This window comes from Streptomyces sp. NPDC007991 (assembly GCF_042958445.1).
Taxonomy (GTDB): Bacteria; Actinomycetota; Actinomycetes; order Streptomycetales; family Streptomycetaceae; genus Streptomyces.
Genome location: NZ_JBIBJD010000001.1, coordinates 340,404 through 359,605 on the forward strand (window position 1 = coordinate 340,404; position 19,202 = coordinate 359,605).

General features: G+C 72.7%; 13 protein-coding genes. 10 read left to right on the forward strand and 3 right to left on the reverse strand.

Annotation, left to right across the window (positions count from 1 at the left end):
• Positions 1 to 8: 8 nt before the first annotated feature.
• The 8 genes from ACFZDA_RS01445 to argF all read left to right on the forward strand — a co-directional run bounded on the left by ACFZDA_RS01445 (position 9) and on the right by argF (position 12,566).
• The gene (locus ACFZDA_RS01445) at positions 9 to 1,100 is read left to right on the forward strand and encodes an AAA family ATPase (RefSeq protein WP_391073140.1); all 1,092 of its coding nucleotides are present in this window, start codon (positions 9 to 11) and stop codon (positions 1,098 to 1,100) included.
• Complete coding sequence (gene fxsT / locus ACFZDA_RS01450) at positions 1,100 to 5,662, forward strand: FxSxx-COOH system tetratricopeptide repeat protein (RefSeq protein ID WP_391073143.1); 4,563 nt, start codon at positions 1,100 to 1,102, stop codon at positions 5,660 to 5,662. The genes ACFZDA_RS01445 and fxsT overlap by 1 nt, the downstream gene beginning before the upstream one ends.
• Positions 5,663 to 5,703: 41 nt before the next feature.
• A complete protein-coding gene (locus tag ACFZDA_RS01455) occupies positions 5,704 to 6,876 on the forward strand; it encodes a hypothetical protein (protein WP_391073146.1) in 1,173 nt (390 codons plus the stop codon).
• Positions 6,873 to 8,000, forward strand: a complete 1,128-nt coding sequence (locus ACFZDA_RS01460; RefSeq protein ID WP_391073149.1) for a caspase family protein — start codon at positions 6,873 to 6,875, stop codon at positions 7,998 to 8,000. Before ACFZDA_RS01455 ends, ACFZDA_RS01460 begins: the two co-directional genes overlap by 4 nt.
• A 97-nt stretch (positions 8,001 to 8,097) precedes the next feature.
• The gene (locus ACFZDA_RS01465) at positions 8,098 to 8,331 is read left to right on the forward strand and encodes a hypothetical protein (RefSeq protein WP_391073152.1); all 234 of its coding nucleotides are present in this window, start codon (positions 8,098 to 8,100) and stop codon (positions 8,329 to 8,331) included.
• Between the two features lie 94 nt (positions 8,332 to 8,425).
• The gene (locus tag ACFZDA_RS01470; protein ID WP_391073155.1) at positions 8,426 to 10,120 is read left to right on the forward strand and encodes an aKG-HExxH-type peptide beta-hydroxylase; all 1,695 of its coding nucleotides are present in this window, start codon (positions 8,426 to 8,428) and stop codon (positions 10,118 to 10,120) included.
• Between the two features lie 116 nt (positions 10,121 to 10,236).
• Positions 10,237 to 11,460, forward strand: a complete 1,224-nt coding sequence (locus ACFZDA_RS01475) for an arginine deiminase (RefSeq protein ID WP_391073158.1) — start codon at positions 10,237 to 10,239, stop codon at positions 11,458 to 11,460.
• A gap of 98 nt (positions 11,461 to 11,558) precedes the next feature.
• Entirely contained in the window at positions 11,559 to 12,566 is a 1,008-nt protein-coding gene (argF, locus tag ACFZDA_RS01480; protein WP_391073161.1) for an ornithine carbamoyltransferase, read from the forward strand.
• 6 nt (positions 12,567 to 12,572) lie between these two features.
• Here argF and ACFZDA_RS01485 read toward each other — a convergent pair whose 3' ends face one another.
• A complete protein-coding gene (locus ACFZDA_RS01485; RefSeq protein WP_391073164.1) occupies positions 12,573 to 13,040 on the reverse strand; it encodes an ATP-binding protein in 468 nt (155 codons plus the stop codon).
• A 309-nt stretch (positions 13,041 to 13,349) separates the two neighbouring features.
• Between ACFZDA_RS01485 and ACFZDA_RS01490 the strand changes: the two genes are divergently transcribed.
• A complete protein-coding gene (locus ACFZDA_RS01490; RefSeq protein WP_391073166.1) occupies positions 13,350 to 14,177 on the forward strand; it encodes an enoyl-CoA hydratase family protein in 828 nt (275 codons plus the stop codon).
• Complete coding sequence (locus ACFZDA_RS01495; RefSeq protein WP_391073169.1) at positions 14,162 to 16,573, forward strand: bifunctional salicylyl-CoA 5-hydroxylase/oxidoreductase; 2,412 nt, start codon at positions 14,162 to 14,164, stop codon at positions 16,571 to 16,573. Before ACFZDA_RS01490 ends, ACFZDA_RS01495 begins: the two co-directional genes overlap by 16 nt.
• Before the next feature lie 43 nt (positions 16,574 to 16,616).
• Here the strand turns inward: ACFZDA_RS01495 and ACFZDA_RS01500 are convergent, their stop codons facing one another.
• Together ACFZDA_RS01500 and ACFZDA_RS01505 are read right to left on the reverse strand one after the other, a co-directional pair.
• A complete protein-coding gene (locus tag ACFZDA_RS01500) occupies positions 16,617 to 17,435 on the reverse strand; it encodes a PaaX family transcriptional regulator C-terminal domain-containing protein (protein WP_391073172.1) in 819 nt (272 codons plus the stop codon).
• Between the two features lie 15 nt (positions 17,436 to 17,450).
• The gene (locus ACFZDA_RS01505; protein WP_391073175.1) at positions 17,451 to 19,076 is read right to left on the reverse strand and encodes an AMP-binding protein; all 1,626 of its coding nucleotides are present in this window, start codon (positions 19,074 to 19,076) and stop codon (positions 17,451 to 17,453) included.
• Positions 19,077 to 19,202 lie beyond the last annotated feature (126 nt).

A 19,202-nucleotide genomic window follows, 5' to 3' on the forward strand; every position in this document is an offset into this window, starting at 1 on the left:
GCTTCGGCATGAGCGCACAGGAACGGACGGCAGCGGAGGACTGGCGGGTGTTCCACGCCACCGGGGGCCCGCGGGACGCCCCGCCCGTGCTGCCGGACCCGCCGCCCTGGCGGAGGTTCCGCGGCGGCCCGGTCGAGACCCCGCCCCCGGACGACGCCGAGGCCGAGCTGCGCCGCCTGGGGTCCGGCGGTCTCACACCCCAGCTCGACGAGGAGCAGATAGACACGGTCAACGCCGCCCTGCTGCTGCGCCGCCCGCTGCTGATCACCGGCCCTCCCGGCGTCGGCAAGTCGACGCTCGCCTACCTGATCTCGCGTGAGCTGGGGCTCGGCCGGGTGCTGGAATGGAACATCGTGAGCCGGACCACCCTGCGCGACGGCTTGTACGTCCACGACGCCATGGGCCGTGCCCAGGCCATCGCCGCCTGGCAGGCGGGCCTGCGCGACGCGGACCGGACGCAGCCGGTGTTCGAAGACGGCGAACAGACCGTCAACCACACTCCGCTGTCAAAAGATCGTCAACTTGCGCCGGTTATAGGCGAGTTCATTACACTGGGGCCCCTGGGAACCGCCTTGCTGCCCTACGAACGGCCCCGGGTGCTTCTCGTCGACGAACTCGACAAGAGCGACATCGACCTGCCGAACGACCTGTTGCACGTTCTGGAGAATGGAAGTTATGAGGTTCCGGAGCTGGTGCGCGACGCCGCCGACACCGCGAGCGTGCACACCAGCGACCCGGGAGGCCGGGCCGTGGTGCACGGCGGGCGGGTCGAGTGCCGGGAGTTCCCGGTCGTGGTGATCACCAGCAACGGGGAGCGGGAATTCCCCGCCGCCTTCCGCCGCCGCTGCCTGCCCATGGAGATGCACACACCCACCCGGGAGCAACTACTGGCCATGGTGGAAGGGCACTTGGGGCTCCGGCCGCGAGGCACCGAAGACCTCGTCGACCTGTTCGTTCAGCGGATCCAGGCGGGCGGTGTCCACTCCCTCGACCAGTTGCTCAACGCTGTCCAGATGACTACCGCGGGTGGTTTTCAGGCGGACGGTGACGGGCGTAAGCTCGTCGAAATGCTGCTCCGCGACCTCGCGAAGGGCCGCTGATGACCCGGGAGCGCGCATCCGGACCGGGCGACGGGGATCCCGCATCGGGATCGTCGCCGCCTCCTTCGGTGTCCCCCGAGCCGCTCGCGCGTGCGAGCGAGCGCGGAGACCGGGTCGCCGCTCCCGATCACTTCGTCCCGCGCTGGCAGGAGTTCGCCGACGCGGTGTGGCTCGCCGCGCACTGGAGCAGGTACGCAGGCCCCGGCAGCGCGCCCCCGCAGGCGCCGGCCCAGGCGGCACAGGACGCGAGCCCACAGGACACAATCCCGCAGGACGCACTCCCCCAGGACACCGACACCGACGCCGGACGACCGGACCGGCCACCGGCGGACGGCACAGACCTCAGGCTGCCCGCGGCCGGCGACGCACTCCCCGGTCCGTCCGCGGCCGGCGACGCCCTCCCTTCCCAGCCGCCGCCGGCGAGCCACGCCCCCGACGCGCCGGTCCCTTCCGCCGACCGGTCCGTCGCCCGGCCCGTGAGCCGCTTGTTACCCCACCCCGAAGGCCGTTTCACCCTGCGCCTCGGGCCGCCGCTGCTGCCCCAGGCCGGACCCGACCCGTCCGGCCCCGGCCGCGTCACGGCCCTGCTCGCACGCGCCCTGCACCATCTGGCCCGCCGCATCCCCTCCCGTGACAACCTGGAGCTGGACGAGGAGACCACCGCCGAACAGGGCCTTGCCGACGGGCTGTGGATGCCGTTCCTGCGGCCCGCCCGGGTCTCCGCCTTCGACCTGGTGCTGCTGCTCGACGACGCGCCCACGATGCGGATCTGGGAGGAGAGCGCCGCGCGCCTGGCCCACGCGGCCGAGCACAGCGGTGCCTTCCGCAGCGTGCGCACGCTCCGGGTGAACGTGCCGCGCACCGGCACCGCCACCCTGCGCTGGTCCACGGGACGGACCGTCGCCGACCCCGCCGAACTGCTCGACGGCCGGGGCAGCCGGATCTTCCTCGTCGTCACCGACGGACTCGCCCACGGCTGGGCCGCCACCGCCGCCGACCAGCTCCTCGGCCGCCTCGCCCACGCCGGCCCCACCGCCCTCGTCCATCTGCTGCCGCCGCATCTGCGCCACCGCTCCTCGCTCTACCCCTACCCGGCCGTCCTGGAGGCCGGCGGGTTCGGAGCCCCCAACGGCAGCCTCGGGCACTGGGCGCCGCCCGGCGGCCCCGACCCGATGCGGCCCCTGCCCGAAGCGGGCGACGGCTCCGTCGCCGTCCCGGTGCTCTCCCTGAAGCCCGCCTCCCTCGCCGCCTGGTCCGATCTGGTCACCGGTGGGCGCGGCGTGCGGCGTTCACTGCCCGTGGTGCTGGCGGGCGCCCTGAGCAAGGGCGCGCCCGCTCCCGGGCTGCGCGCCCCGCGCCTCCCGCGCGCCGCCACGGCCGCCGTACGGCGCTTCTTCAGCCTCGCCACCCCCTCCGCCCGCCGGCTTGCCACCCAACTCGCCGCCGTCCCCTTCGACTTCGACCTCGTCGAGCAGCTGCGGCGCCGTGTCATGCCGGAGACCGGCCCCGATCACCTCGCCGAGATCCTCATGGGCGGGCTGATCGACTGGGAGGGTGGAGAGGAGGGGCGCCCCGAGTTCGCCGAGGGCGTCCGGGAGGCGCTGCTCGCGACCACCACGCGCAGCCAACTCGCCCAGACGGTCAGCGTGGTGGGCGAGCTGCCCGCCGCGGGGGAGCGGGGCGTCGCCCTGCGCGCCGCCCTGCACGACCCGCAGCGGACCCGGCTGCCCGACCCCGCCGACCGCGGCTGGGCGCGCAGCGAACTGGCCGTGATGCGAGCCCTGTCGGGGCCCTACTCCGAGCGGGCCCGGCGCATCGAACCGAATCTGTCCCGGAACCCGCCCGCCGCCGCGGCGGAACAGGTGGAGAACAGCGCGTCTGCCCATCCACCCCCACAGGTGAATAATCCGGACGAAGCGACTCCATCCAGCCCAACCGACATCAACCCGGAATCGGCCGAGTCCGATCCGACCGGAGAATCCGCGCCGTCTCCGACGGCCGGCACCCACCCACAACAGACCCCGGAGGCAGAGCCGCTCATGCAGCGCACCACGACCGCGACGCCGGCCCTACTGGTGAACGTGCCCATGCGCAACACCTCGTTCGTCGGCCGTCAGGCGCTGCTGAGGGCCGTGGAGGAGCAGCTCGCCGCCCAGGACACCGCGGCCGTGCTGCCCAACGCCCTGCACGGCCTCGGCGGCGTCGGCAAGTCCCAGCTGGCGCTGGAGTACATCTACACCCACCAGCGCGACTACCGGATCATCTGCTGGATCCCCGCCGAACGCGAGAGCCTCATCCTGGCGGCGCTGTCCTCCCTCGCCTCCCAGCTGGGCGTCGCCCCGGCCGGCCAGGACAGCCTGGGCGCCGCCGCGGCCAACACCGCCGTGCCCGCCGTCCTGGAGGCGCTGCGCACGGGGACGCCGTACGACAACTGGCTGCTGGTCTTCGACAACGCCGAGGACATCGAGGCGGTGCGCGGCTACTTCCCGCACAACGGGCCGGGCAAGGTCATCGTCACCTCCCGGAACCGCGGCTGGGAACGGGTGGCCACCTCGCTGCCGGTGAACGTCTTCGAGCGCGACGAGTCCATCGAACTGCTCCAGAAGCGCGCCCAGGACCTGCCCCGGGACGACGCCGACCGGCTCGCCGAGGCGCTCGGCGACCTGCCGCTGGCCGTGGAGCAGGCGGGCGCCTGGCTGGGTGTGACCGGCATGGAGGTCGACGAGTACCTCGAACTGCTCGCGCAGCGCAGCCCGGAGATCCTCGAGATCGAGCAGAGCCCCGACTACCCGGTCTCCGTCGCCGCCGCCTGGGACATCTCCCTGGAGCGGATCAGGGAGAACAATCCGGGCGCCCGTCAGCTTCTCGACATCTGCGCCAGCATGGCTCCCGAACCGATCCCGAGGTCGATCCTGCGCAGCAGCCGGGGCGTCAACATCACGCCGGAGATCGACCCGATGCTGCGCGAGCCGATCAAGCTGAACCGGGCCATCCGCGACCTCAGCCAGTTCTCCCTGATCAAGGTCGACCCCCGCGCGGGCACCCTGCAGATGCACCGCCTGCTCCAGACCGTGCTCCTCGCCAAGCTCAGCGAAGAGGAACGCGAGAGGATGCGGGACGCCGCCCACCAGCTGCTGTCCGCCGCCAATCGAGGCCCCTACGGATCCTCCCAGGAGTGGCGCGACTACCAGGCGCTGCTGCCCCACGTCCTCGCCTCCCAGGCCGTGACCAGCACCGACCCCTATGTGCGCGACCTGGTCTACGACACGATGTGGTTCCTCTACTACTGGGGCGACCACGAGGGCGCCGCGGCCTTCGGCCGGCAGGCGTGGAGCGCCTGGCTCGCCGCCTCCGGCGAGGAGGACATCTACGTCATCCGCATGACCAAGGGCTTCGCGTTCCTGCTGCGCCAGGTGGGCCAGATCGCCGAGTCGATCCCGCTCACCGAGAAGGCGCTGGAGGTCTCCCGCCGCGTGCAGGTCGAGCCGGAGGAACTGATCGACTCCCTGTGCGAGATGTCCGACGCCCACCGGTACCAGGGCCGGTTCCAGGAAGCGCGGGACCTCGGCAAGGAGGCCACCGAACTGGCCCGTTCACTGTTCGGCCCCGAGGACCCGGCCACGTTGCGGGGCAGCCACAGCTGGGGCGTCGACCTGAGACTGTGCGGGGAGTTCAGGGAGGCGCTGCCGCTGGACGAGGAGACCGCCCGCCAGCGCGACATGCTGCTGGGCGACTCCAGCTTCTTCACGCTCAACACCCTGCACTGCGTCGCCATCGACCTGCGCGAGGCGGGCCAGTACCCCAAGGCGCGCGAATGGCAGGAGGACGTCTTCCGCCGGGCGTTCACCGCGCTCGGCGAGAAGCACCCCCTGACCTTGCGCATCGCCCGCGACCTCGCGGTCTGCCGCCGCCGGGACGGAGACCTCGCCGAGGGCGCCAAGCTCGCCGAGGAGACCCTGCTCAACTTCAAGTCCCGCTACGGCGACGAGCACCTCGACTCGCTGACCACGGCGACCAACGTCTGTGTCGACCGGCGTCTGTCCGGGGACCTGGAGGGTTCCCGGCGCATCGCGGAGTCCACCGTGGCCAGGCTGGTGCGGCGCCTCGGACCGGATCACGCGCACACGCTGGCGACCAGGGCGAACCTGGCCGCCACCGAGCGGGCCCTGGGTGCCCTGGACACCGCGCAGGAGCTGGAGGACGACGTCGTGCGCCGGCTCGGCGACACGGTCGGAGCGCACCATGTCATCACCCTCACCGTAGGCATCAGCCGCGCCAACACCGCGTACGCCCGGCTCGACTTCGAGCGGGCGCACGCGATCGACTCCGCCAACCTGCCGCTGCTGGCCGAGGTGGCGGGCGGGGACCATCCGCTCACCCTCTCGTGCACCTCCAACCTCGCCCTCGATCTGCGGGGCCTCGGGCGGGCCGACGAGGCGGACGTGCTCCAGCGCAAGGCCGTGGAGGGCCTGGCCGCGGTGCTGCGCAACGACCACCCCTGGCTCCAGGCCGCCCGCCAGCGGCGCCGTATCGAGTGCGACATCGCGCCCATGCCCATGTGACCACCGGTATCCAAGGGCAGTCATGTCACGGGGGGGGGCGTATGACGGCGGTCGTCTTCGTTCATGGGACCGGTGTTCGTGAACCGGGCCTGTCCGCGCTGGTGGGGCGGGTGACGGCCGGACTGGCCGCACAGCGTGCGGGGGTGCGCATCGTGTCCTACGACTGGGGAGCGGCACACGGTGCCAGACTCGTGGCCGGCGGGGCGAGCCTGCCGCCCCGGTCCGGTACGACGCGCGGTCCCGGCGACGGCCCGGGACCGGACCCGGGCGACGAAACGGCCGCGGCCTGGGCCGCTCTCTACGCCGACCCGTACGCCGAACTGGCCCTGGCCGCCGCCCGGTCCGGCCCGGCCGCCGAACGCCCGCCCGGTACCGTACCGCCGGAGCAGCGCATACGGGCGCTGCTCACCGCACTCGCCGCCCGGGGCGACGCACCAGGAGCCGAGGTGGGTCCCGGGCTGGCCCGCGCCGCCACCGACCTGGCCACCCACCCCCTGCTCGGCCCCGCCGCCGACGCCCTCGACCCGGCGGATCTCGCCGTTCTCGCCGCCCGCTGCCTGACCGCCCGCCTGATCGCCGACGCCCTCGACGCCGACTCCCCGCTCGTCCCGGTCGGGCAGACCCGTGACGCGGTCACCGACCGGATCGCCGAGGCGCTCGGCGCACCACCCCGGGGTACCGAGCGAGGCCTGCGCTCCTGCCTGCTGCGGTCGGCCGGAGCCATGGCCGCACGGGCCGTCGAGCGCCGCCGGCGGGCCCTCACCGAGGCCGCCCACCCCGCCGCCGGTGACATCCTGCGCTATCTGAGCCGGGGCGCGGCCTTCCGCGACGGCCTGCGCGCCCTCGTCGCCGGCCTGGAACCGCCCGTCGCCGTGGTCGGCCACAGTCTCGGCGGCATCATCGCCCTCGACACGCTGATCTCCGCCCCGCTGCCGCAGGTCGGCCTCCTGGTGACGGCCGGCTCCCAGGGGCCCTTCCTCTACGAGTCGGGCTCCCTGCCGACCCTCGAACACCCCGCGCCCCTGCCGTCGTACGTCCCCGCCTGGCTGAACCTGTACGACCCTCGCGATCTGCTCGGTTATCTCGGGGCGGAACTCTTCCCGGGCCGCGTCACCGATGTCGCCGTCGACAGCGGCCAGCCGTTCCCCGCCGCGCACAGCGCCTACTGGACGAACCCCGCCGTGTACCGCCACATCGTGGACCGCCTGCCGTGACCGGGCCGGTGCCGTCCGTCGACCCCGCCCGGGTGCACGCCCTCGTCGTCGGGATCGAGGCGTACGAGGCCGGGGACGCCTGGCGGCTGCCCGGCCCCGCCCGGGACGCCGTACGCTTCTGGCGGCTGCTGCGGGACGCCGGGGTCCCCGAGCCGCAACTGCGGCTGCACCTGAGTCCGTTGTCCCCCTACGACCCGCAAGTCCCCTACGGGCGCGCGGACCAGGCGACGCTGCGCCGGGTCCTCGTGCGTGAACTGTCCCCGCAGCAGGGCGACATGCTGTGGGTGTGGTGGGGCGGGCACGGTGTGCTGGACCGGGCCGGGCGGCTCCGGCTGTTCTGCGCGGACGCGGGTGTCGCCGACAAGGTGGGCATCGACCTGGACAGCGCGCTCGCCCGGTACGCGGGCGACGCCGTGCCGGGTCTGCGTGAGCAGATGTGGATCGTGGACGCCTGCGAGACCTTCGAGCAGGACCTGGCCTTCCAGGAGGCGCTGCCCGCCGACGCCCTGCCGGTGGGCCGGCCCAACCACGCGCACCGGCAGACCGTGCTGCGCGCGGCCGGCCGGGGCAGGGTCGCGGCGAACGACCCCGTCCGCGCCACCGGCCTGTTCTCCGACGTCCTGCTGGGTCTGCTGGCCGACCGGGCGGCCGTTCTGCCCGCACCGCCCGATCCGGAGGAACTGTTTCCGGCCGTTCGAGCGCGCATCGCGGCCCTCAGGGAAGAGGGCCGTACTCTTCAGCATCCCGAGATCCGGCTCCAGGGCCCCGACCGCACCGAGACCCTGCCCCCCGCGGGACCGCCCGCCGGCTCGCGTCCCCTCGCGGCCTTGCAGCGGGCGGTGGAGGCCCTCCTCGCGTACTCCCTGATGCACGACCCCGACGAGCGGCAGACGGTCGTCGCCGCGCTGAACCCGCGTGTCACAGCCGTACTGCGCCGTCACAGCAGGGCGCGCACCGACGTCGTCAACATCCTCGGCGGGCTCGCCCGGCGGAATCCGGAGGCACTGTGGGACCTGTTCGACGCCGTGGTGTCCGTCGACGACGACCCGGAACTGAAGGACGAACTGGGCGCGGCACTGGCCGAGTTGGCGGCCTCGTCGGCGCGCCGGCGTGATCGGGAGTGATCAGTGGCGTGATCGTACGGTTTTCGCTCCGTGAGGTATTGGCCATGATGGAAAGACACGGGGCATCGAGTGCCACCGTGCGAGAAGGGGGAGCATCTTGGTCCAGCCGCCCGCTCTGCACCACGCCGGAGCCGCCGCACCTGAACCGGTCGTCGACACACCGGGGACCGATGTCTGGGAATCCGATCTGGCGGACCTCGCGGCGCTGCCCCTGAGCGCCGTGGACGGTCTCCCCGCCCTGCCTTCCACCACGCGCCTGCTGACCGAGGTGCTGCGCGCCCGCAGCAGCATGCGGAGCGGTGAGGGAGGCCCCAGCGCCCGGGCCGATTAGCCGCTGCCCGTCCTGACGGCAGAACCCCGGTGCGAGACCCGCACGCGCACCGGGGTCCCCGCATGTCCGCCAACCCGACCGGAGGTCCGCGACGATGACCAGCGAGCAGCACCTCGCTCCCTTCCGCATGCCGGACCGGCTCTTCGCGGAGCTGGCCGCCGGAGGCGGCTCGGCAGCGGCCGTCGCCTTCCTCGAACGAGCAGAACGCGCGCGTCGGTTGCTGCTCCTGCGCACCCTCCTCGGTCACCTCGGCGCCCTGCCCACCCCCCTCACCCCGGTCGCCGAAGCCTGGCGGGTGCTCAAGGAGGCGGCCGAGAAGGCGCCCGAGCCGGTCGAACGCCTGCTGCTGGCGCCGGCGACCGGCGGCTGGATCTCCCACATGCTGCGCCGGGTGCACGGAACGGCGAGCGGGCCACCCCTGTGGGCGGAGGCGGGTCACCTGAGCGCACTGGCCCTCTCGGCCTCCGTGCACGCGGGCACCGAGACGGCCCTCGATGTCCCCCTCACCAGCGGTCGGTTGCCCCTGCCCGGTCTCGGCATGATCCAACTGCCCGACGCGCAGGAGGGCCTGGCGGTCGGCCGGGTCACCACCGCCGGGGGAGAGCTGACGGTCACCGGGCCGGGGCGCCCGACCGGCTCGGTGCGGGTGACCTGCCGTCCGTTGACGCGGCGTGCCCAGGCCGAAGGTGGCACCTGGCTCCCGCTGCGCACCCTCACCCACACCGGCCCCGACGGCAGAGCCCCCGTCACCGTCGTCCTCGAAGACCTCGACCCCTACCGCGATCTCGACGACCACCTGCCCCCCGCCCGGCTCGACGAGGACGAGGCACAGGAGTGGCAGCGGTTGTTCGGGGAGGCCGCGGGGATCCTCGCGCGCCCGGGCACACCGGGCCCCGGGCGGGTCGACCCCGCCATGATCCGGGCGATCGTGCCCTTCGGGCGCACCTCCGCCAGCCCGCCCCCGCCGCCCTTCGTGCAGGTGTCGGCCTCCAGCGGTGACTCCTTCGGCGGCATGCTCATCGTCCGGCCGGCCTCCGCGCTCGCCCTCGCCGAAACCCTGGTGCACGAGCTCCAGCACAGCAAACTGGCCGCCCTCCTCCACCTGTTCCCGCTGCTGGAGGACGACCGGGCCGAGCGCTACTACGCCCCCTGGCGCACCGACCCCCGCCATCTCACCGGCCTGCTGCACGGCGCCTACGCCTTCACCGGCGTCGCGGGTTTCTGGCGGGACCGGCTGGCCGGTGCGCAGGAGGGGGAGGCGGTCGAGCGGGCCGCCTACTTCTTCGCCCTGCGCCGTCTGCAGAGCCGTGTCGCCGTGCGCACCCTGCTGACCAGCGGCCGTCTGACCGCGCAGGGCCGCGCCCTGGTGTCGGGCCTCGCCCGCACCCTCGACGGCTGGCTGCGCGAACCGGTCCCGTACGCCGCCCTGACCCGGGCCCGTACGGCCGCCGCGCTGCACCGCACCGAGTGGCGGCTGCGCAACGTCGACCCCGCGGTGGAGATACCGTCGGACGGCCCCCGCTTCCGCCCCGACCGCACTTCATGGCCCGACGTGCGCACCCACGCCTTCGCCGGCCGGCCCGCCGCCCCGCACACCGCCGACGAGCACCTGGCCGCCGGGGACGCGGCCGCCGCGCTCGCCCGGTACGCCGGGCAACTGGCCGCCGACCCCGCCGAGCCGCATGCCCTGGCCGGCTGGATCGTCGCCCGGGCCGTGCTGGAACCCGGGCGGGCGACGCGGCGCATGCTGGCCCGGCCGGAGCTGCTCCAGCCGCTGCCCAGCGGCTGACCCGCCCGGGCCGATCGTCGTCGGACGGACGATTGTCGTCAGGCAGACGCAAACAAGAGTTCGCCGAAACGCGCGAGCAGCGCGTCAAGAGGCGCTGCGATGGTCAGGATGGAGGCATGGCTTACCACGTCCACTCCGAGGCCGGGCGGCTGCGCCGCGTCATCCTGCACCGGCCCGATCTCGAGCTCAAAAGGCTCACCCCCAGCAACAAGACCTCGCTGCTCTTCGACGACGTGCTGTGGGTACGCAGGGCCCGCGCCGAGCACGACGGGTTCGCCGATGTGCTGCGCGACCGGGGCGTCACCGTCCACCTCTTCGGTGACCTGCTGGCCGAGGCCCTTGAGGTCCCGGCGGCCAGGGCCCTCGTCCTGGACCGGGTCTTCGACGAGAAGGAGTACGGCCCGCTGGCCACCGACCATCTCAGAGCCGCCTTCGAGAACCTGCCCGGGGCGGAACTGGCCGAGCTCCTGGTCGGCGGCATGACCAAGCGCGAGTTCCTCGACGTGCACCCGGAGCCGACCTCGGTGCGCTTCCACGTCATGGAGCTGGACGACTTCCTGCTGGATCCGCTGCCCAACCACCTCTTCACCCGTGACACCTCCGCGTGGATCTACGACGGCGTCTCCATCAACGCGATGCGCTGGCCCGCCCGGCAGCGCGAGACCGTGCACTTCGAGGCGATCTACCGGCACCACCCGCTGTTCCGCGACCAGACCTTCCACCTCTGGTCCGAGGGACAGGCCGACTACCCGTCCACCATCGAGGGCGGGGACGTCCTCGTCATCGGCAACGGAGCGGTGCTCATCGGGATGAGCGAGCGCACCACGCCCCAGGCCGTCGAGATGCTCGCGCACAAGCTGTTCGCCGCCGGTTCCGCCGAGACGATCGTGGCCCTCGACATGCCCAAGCGGCGTGCCTTCATGCATCTCGACACCGTGATGACGATGGTCGACGGCGACACCTTCACCCAGTACGCGGGGCTCGGCATGCTCCGCTCCTACACCATCGAACCGGGCGTCGGCGAGAAGGAACTCAAGGTCACCGACCATCCGCCGGAGCACATGCACCGCGCGATCGCCGCCGCGCTCGGCCTCAACGAGATCCGGGTGCTGAGCGCCACCCAGGACGTGCACGCGGCCGAACGCGAGCAGTGGGACGACGGCTGCAACGTCCTGGCCGTCGAACCGGGCGTCGTGGTCGCCTACGAGCGCAACGCCACCACCAACACCCACCTGCGCAAACAGGGCATCGAAGTGATAGAGATCCCGGGCAGCGAGCTGGGGCGGGGCAGGGGCGGCCCGCGATGCATGAGCTGCCCGGTGGAACGGGAGGCCGTATAAGCACCCAGTGCATACCGCCGACGTATAGGCATGCTGAGTCTCGTATAGTATTCCAGTAGTCCTGCCGTCCCCGTACCGCCGTATCCCTGGAGCGCCCCATGGCGACAGTCCCGACCGCCCTCGCCGGCCGCCACTTCCTCAAGGAGCTGGACTTCACCGCGGAGGAGTTCCGCTCCCTGGTCGAGCTGGCCGCCGAGCTGAAGGCCGCCAAGAAGGCCGGGACCGAGACGCCGTACCTGCGGGGCCGGAACATCGCGCTGATCTTCGAGAAGACCTCCACCCGCACCCGCTGCGCCTTCGAGGTCGCCGCCGCCGACCAGGGCGCCTCGACGACGTACCTCGACCCGTCCGGCTCGCAGATCGGCCACAAGGAGTCGGTGCGGGACACCGCGCGGGTGCTGGGCCGGATGTACGACGGGATCGAGTACCGGGGCGACAGCCAGCGGAAGGTGGAGGAGCTGGCCGCGCACGCCGGGGTGCCGGTCTACAACGGGCTCACCGACGACTGGCACCCCACCCAGATGCTCGCCGACGTGCTCACCATGACCGAGCACTGCGCCAAGCCGCCGGCTCGGATCGCCTTCGCCTACCTGGGCGACGCCCGCTTCAACATGGGCAACTCCTACCTGGTCACCGGCGCCCTGCTCGGCATGGACGTGCGTCTCGTCGCCCCGAAGGAGTACTGGCCGGCCGAGGAGGTCGTCGACCGGGCGCGCGCGCTCGCCGAGACCAGCGGGGCCCGCATCACCCTCACCGAGGCCGTGGACGAGGGCGTCCGGGGCGCCGACTTCGTCGCCACCGACGTCTGGGTCTCGATGGGCGAGCCGAAGGAGGTCTGGGCCGAGCGCATCACCGCCCTCGCCCCGTACGCCGTGACCATGGACGTCCTGCGCGCCACCGGCAACCCGGACGTGAAGTTCCTGCACTGCCTGCCCGCCTTCCACGACCTCGGCACCAAGGTCGGCCAGGAGGTCCACGCGGCCCACGGCCTGGAGTACCTGGAGGTGTCGGACGAGGTCTTCGAGTCGGCGCACTCCGTCGTCTTCGACGAGGCGGAGAACCGTCTGCACACCATCAAGGCCGTGCTGGTCGCGACGCTCGGCTGAACCGCGTCAGGCCGACGGGCGCCGCTGAGCCGGCACCACCGGCAGCCTGAACCACACCGCCTTGCCGGACTCGGTCGGCCGGTGTCCGCACGACGAGCTCAGGGTGCGGATCAGCAGCAGGCCGCGCCCGTGCTCCTGCCAGGGGTCGGGCAGCCCGCCGGACGGGCACGTCAGATCGCCGGGCGGCCTCGGGTCGGTGTCGTGCACCTCGACCTGGCAGCCCGACGGCATCAGCTCCACCACCAGCTCTATCGGCGTCTCGCCGGAGGTGTGCTCCACGGCGTTCGCCACCAGCTCCGCCGTGAGCAGCTCCGCGGTGTCGCGGTCGGCCGCGTGCTCCAGCTCGGCCAGCGCCGTACGGACCAGGGCACGGGCCACGGGCACCGCCGCGGCGGTGTGCGGCAGCGCGACGCGCCAGGAGGCGGGGGCTGAGGGGAGTTCGTACAAGGCGGGTCCGTTCATGGCGCAGGACATCCTGCTTTCAACCTTATGGATGGTACGGGGCCACTCTTCCGTGGCCTGGCGAGGGGCGCTGCCGGGGACCCTGCGGCCCCCTTGCCGCACGGCTTACCCAGGTGAACGCGGTGCCGCGCACAGCTGCTCCCGCCGTTACGCCGGTGTGGATGATCTGTGACGGATGTGACCGGCCCGGTTCACACCCGGCTCCCGAGGAAGTGCTGCCCGGACGGCCTATCGCGTACTCATGACGACAGTCACGAATGAGTGATAACTTCATGGGGTAAGGCTCAGTGAGGCAGTGCCCGCCCGAGGAGGCCGCACGTCATGAGTCCCTTCACCGGCTCCGCCGCCCGCACCCCGAGCTGGGAGCATCTGCGCGTCGACGTCACCGACGGCGTCGCCACCGTCACCCTGGCCCGCCCCGAGAAGCTCAACGCGCTCACCTTCGGGGCCTACGCCGACCTGCGCGACCTGCTCGCGGAGCTGTCCCGGGAGCGGTCCGTACGGGCCCTGGTGCTGGCCGGCGAGGGCCGCGGCTTCTGCTCCGGTGGTGACGTCGACGAGATCATCGGTGCCACGCTGGCCATGGACACCGCCCAGCTCCTCGACTTCAACCGGATGACCGGGCAGGTGGTGCGCGCCATCCGGGAATGCCCCTTCCCCGTGATCGCGGCGGTCCAGGGCGTGGCGGCCGGCGCCGGAGCGGTCCTCGCCCTGGCCGCCGACTTCCGGGTCGCCGACCCCACGGCCCGCTTCGCCTTCCTCTTCACCCGCGTCGGCCTCTCCGGCGGCGACATGGGCGCGGCCTACCTCCTGCCCAGGGTCGTGGGCCTCGGCCACGCCACCCGCCTGCTGATGCTGGGCGACCCGGTCCGGGCTCCCGAGGCGGAGCGCATCGGCCTGATCAGCGAACTGACGGAGGAGGGCCGCACAGACGAGGCGGCACACCACCTGGCCCTCCGCCTGGCGCAGGGCCCGGCCCTGGCGTACGCCCAGACGAAAGCCCTCCTCACGGCAGAACTGGACATGCCCCTGGCGGCCTCGGTGGAACTCGACGCCTCGACGCAGGCCCTCCTGATGACAGGAGAGGACTACGCGGAGTTCCACGCGGCGTTCACGGACAAGCGCCCTCCCAAATGGAGCGGACGGTGAGCGCGTCACCCTCAGGGGCGCGGGGAACTGCGCGATCAGGCCCCACGCACCCGCAGCCGCACCACGACACAAGCCACCCCCTACGCGTGGCCGTCATCGGCGGCGGCCCCGGCGGCCTCTACGCCGCCGCCCTCCTCAAACGCCTCGACCCCACCCGCGACATCACCGTCTGGGAACGCAACGCCCCCGACGACACCTTCGGCTTCGGAGTCGTCCTCTCCGACGAAACCCTCGGCGGCATAGAACACGCGGACCCCCACGTCTACGAGGCCCTCCAGAGGCACTTCGTCCGCTGGGACGACATCGACATCGTCCACCGAGGCGTACGGCACACCTCGGGCGGCCACGGATTCGCCGCACTCGGCAGAAAACGCCTCCTCGACATCCTCCACACCCGCTGCCGCGATCTCGGCGTCGACCTCCGCTTCCACACCGAGGCCCCGCACGACCTCGCACAGACCCATGACCTGGTCATCGCCGCGGACGGCGTCCACAGCAGCACCCGCGAGGCCCACGCGGACGTCTTCCGCCCCCGCGTCACCACCCACCGCTGCCGCTACATCTGGCTCGCCGCCGACTTCCCCTTCGACTCCTTCCGCTTCGAGATCGCCGAAACCGAACACGGCGTGATGCAACTCCACGGCTACCCCTACGCCCGCCCGTCACCCGACCACCACCCCTCAACGAGGCCCTCCGGGCCGCCGAATCAATGCGGCGCCTCCACCGTCATCATCGAGATGCGCGAAGAGGTCTGGCACGCGGCCGGCTTCGACGAACTCGGCGAAGCGGAGTCGGTCGAACGCTGCGCCAAGATCTTCGCGGAGGCGCTCCGCGGCCGCCCCCTGAAGTCGAACAACTCCACCTGGACGACCTTCCGCACGGTCGTCAACGACCGCTGGTCGCACGGCAACGTCGTCCTCCTCGGCGACGCCGCCCACACCGCCCACTTCTCCATCGGCTCCGGCACCAAGCTCGCCGTCGAGGACGCCCTGGCCCTCGCCGCCTGCCTGGAGGAACAGGACACCCTGGACGAGGCCCTGACCGCGTACGAGGCGGAGCGGCGGCCCGTCGTCGCCTCCACGCAGCGCGCGGCCCGGGCCAGCCTGGAGTGGTTCGAGGACCTCGCCCGGTACCTGGACCAGCCGCCCCGCCAGTTCGCCTTCAACCTGCTCACCCGCAGCCGCCGGGTCACCCACGACAACCTGCGGCTGCGCGACGCGCGCTTCACGGAGGCGGTGGAGCGGGAGTTCGGCTGCCCGCCCGGCACGCCCCCGATGTTCACACCGTTCCGGCTGCGCGGCCTGACCCTGCGCAACCGGGTCGTCGTCTCGCCCATGGACATGTACTCGGCGGTCGACGGCGTCCCCGGCGACTTCCACCTCGTCCACCTCGGCGCACGGGCGATGGGCGGGGCCGGGCTGGTGATGACCGAGATGGTGTGCGTCAGCGAGGAGGGCAGGATCACGCCCGGCTGCGCCGGCCTCTACACCGGCCGCCAGGCCGAGGCCTGGCGGCGGATCACGAACTTCGTGCACGAGCGGGCTCCCGGCACCGCGATCGGCGTGCAGCTCGGCCACAGCGGCCGCAAGGGCTCCACGAAGGTGATGTGGGAGGGCATGGACGAGCCGCTCCAGGAGGGCAACTGGCCGCTCGTGGCCGCGTCCGCGCTCCCGTACAAGCCCTTCGGCCAGACTCCGCGCGAGCTGTCCCGCGCCCAGCTCACCGACATCCGCGAGCAGTTCGCGGCCGCCGCCTGCCGTGCCGCCCGGGCCGGATTCGACCTGCTCGAACTGCACTGCGCCCACGGCTATCTGCTCTCCGGCTTCCTCTCCCCGCTGACCAACCGCCGCACCGACGCCTACGGCGGCTGCCTGGAGAAGCGGCTGCGTTTCCCGCTGGAGGTGTTCGACGCCGTACGCAACGTCTGGCCGGGGGAGCGGCCCATGACCGTCCGGATCTCCGCCACCGACTGGGCCGAGGGCGGGACCACGGCCGAGGACGCCGTCGAGATCGCCCGGGCCTTCGCCGCGCACGGCGCCGACGCGATCGACGTGTCGACGGGGCAGGTCGTGGCGGACGAGAGGCCCGAGTTCGGGCGGTCGTACCAGACCCCGTTCGCGGACCGGATCCGCCACACCACCGGCATCCCGGTGATCGCGGTCGGCGCGATCTCCTCCTGGGACGACGTCAACTCCCTGATCCTGGCGGGCCGCACGGACCTGTGCGCCCTGGCCCGCCCGCACCTGTACGACCCGCACTGGACGCTGCACGCCGCGGCCGAACAGGGCTACACGGGCCCCGGCGCCGTCTGGCCGGCCCCGTACCGAGCGGGCAGCCGCCGCCCCCGGACGGGCCGCACGGACGCGCCCAAGCCGCGGTTGAGCCTGGACAGCTGAGTCATGGGCGGCCAGACGTTGTCACTGACGGGCAGAGACAGGATCATTCGGCTCGGTTGACGAACTCGGCGCCCGCGTCCCGCAGCCGTTCGTGCAGGGCCTGGAACACCTCCGACGAGCGGGTGCCCGGCCAGTCCTGCGGGAGCAGTTCGGACGGCAGGCCCGGGTCGGTGTAGGGCAGGTGGCGCCAGGAGTCCAGGGCGAGGAGGTAGTCGTGGTAGGCCTCCTCCGGCGGGGTGTCCTCGCGCTTCTCCCAGTCGCGCAGGACGCGTTCGTGGCGGTCGAGGAACGCCTCGTGCTCCTTGGCGATGGCGGCCAGGTCCCACCAGCGGGCCACGGCCTGCGCGGTCGGGGCGAAGCCGAGGTGGTCGCCGCGGAAGAAGTCGACGTACGCGTCCAGGCGCAGCCGCTGGAGCGTGTGCCGGGTCTCCTCGTACAGCCGCGCGGGCGCGATCCACACGCCCGGCGCGGCCGTGCCGAAACCGAGACCGGCCAGCCGGGAGCGCAGCACGTGCCGCTTCTGCCGCTCCGACTCCGGCACGGAGAACACCGCGAGCACCCAGCCCTCGTCCCCGGGCGGTGCCGTGGCGTAGATGCGCCGGTCGCCGTCGTCGAGCAACTGGCGGGCGTCCCGGGACAGTTCGTACCCGGCCGCGCCCTGGGCGGTGCGGGCGGGCACGAGCAGTCCGCGTCTCTTCAGCCGTGACACCGAGGAGCGTACGGACGGGGCGTCGACACCGACCGCGGCGAGCAGCCGGATCAGTTCGGCGACGGGCACGGGACCCGTCGCGAAGCGGCCGTACGCGCCGTAGAGCGTGACGATGAGAGACCGTGGTGCATGCTGGTCGGACACGTTGATCATCTTAGGTCGTACGGGTCACTCCCGGTCGTCTTCGGTGCCGCCGTCCGGGAGGAGCTCTCCCGTGCGCAGCCTGAACCGCTGGAGCTTGCCGGTGGCCGTGCGCGGCAGCGCGTCCAGGAAGACGATCTCCCGCGGGCACTTGTACGGTGCAAGCTCGCTCTTCACGAAGGTGCGCAGCGCCCCGGCGTCCCGGTCGGCGCCCTCCTTGAGGACGGCGAAGGCGACCACGACCTGCCCCCGCTCCTCGTCGGGCCGTCCCACGACCGCCGCCTCCACCACGTCCGGGTGCCGCAGCAGCGCGTCCTCGACCTCCGGTCCGGCGATGTTGTACCCGGCCGAGATGATCATGTCGTCGGCGCGGGCGACGTACCGGAAGTAGCCGTCGGGTTCGCGGACGTAGGTGTCGCCGGTGACGTTCCAGCCGCCGCGGACGTACTCCCGCTGCCGCGGGTCGGCGAGGTAGCGGCAGCCGACCGGTCCGCGCACCGCGAGCAGCCCCGGCTCCCCGTCGGGCACCGGCTCGCCGTGCTCGTCCTGCACGCGCGCGTGCCAGCCCGGCACGGGCAGGCCCGTCGTGCCGGGGCGGATCCGCTCGTCGGCGGCGGAGATGAAGATGTGCAGCAGCTCGGTGGCGCCGATGCCGTTGATCAGGCGCAGCCCGGTGCGTTCGTGCCAGGCCCGCCAGGTGGCCGCCGGCAGGTTCTCGCCGGCCGAGACGCAGCGGCGCAGGGACGAGACGTCGTACCCGTCGAGCTCGTCGAGCATCGCGCGGTACGCCGTGGGGGCCGTGAACAGCACGGACACCCGGTGCCGGGCGACGGCCGGCAGCAACTGCTTCGGACCGGCCTGTTCGAGCAGCAGGGCACTCGCCCCGGCCCGCAGCGGGAAGACCACCAGCCCGCCGAGGCCGAAGGTGAAGCCGAGCGGGGGGCTGCCCGTGAACACGTCGTCGGCGCGTGGGCGCAGCACGTGCCGGGAGAAGGTGTCGGCGATGGCCAGGACGTCCCGGTGGAGGTGCACGCAGCCCTTGGGGCGGCCGGTGGTGCCGGAGGTGAAGGCGATCAGCGCGACGTCGTCGGCCGCCGTGTCGACGGCCTCGTAGGGCGTGCCGGGCGCCGGGCGGTTGAGGAGGTCGTCCGGGGCGTCACCGTTGTAGGACGTGATCCGCAGGTGCGGGATCTCGGCCTTGGCGAGGTCGTCGAGGGCCCGGATGTCGCACAGCGCGTGCCGGACGCGGGCGATCTCGCACATCGCGCTCAGCTCGTGCGGGCGCTGCTGGGCGAGCACGGTGACCGCGACGGCCCCCGCCTTCAGCACCGCCAGCCAGCAGGCCGCGAGCCACGGTGTGGTGGGGCCGCGCAGCAGCACCCGGTTGCCGGGGACGACGCCGAGTTCGCCGGTGAGCAGGTGGGCGACGCGGTCGACGCGGGCGCGCAGATCACCGTACGTCCACGGCTCGCCGGTGGCGGTGAGGAACGCCGGGCGGTCGTCGGGCGGGCCGTTCAGCAACTCGGCGGCGCAGTTGAGCCGTTCGGGGTAGCGCAGCTCCGGCAGGTCGAAACGGAGCTCGGGCCATTGGTCCGGGGGTGGCAGATGGTCACGGGCGAAGGTGTCGACGTGGGCCGTACCCCGTGGATTCATACGATTCGCCCCCTTGGCGTGGTGGGCTCGCTCCAGGAGCGTATCGTGTTGGTGACGGCAGTCAACGGTCCGCGATAACCTCGGAGTGGCCCGGCCGGGAGGCAGGGGTGGCGCAGAAGGGACCGG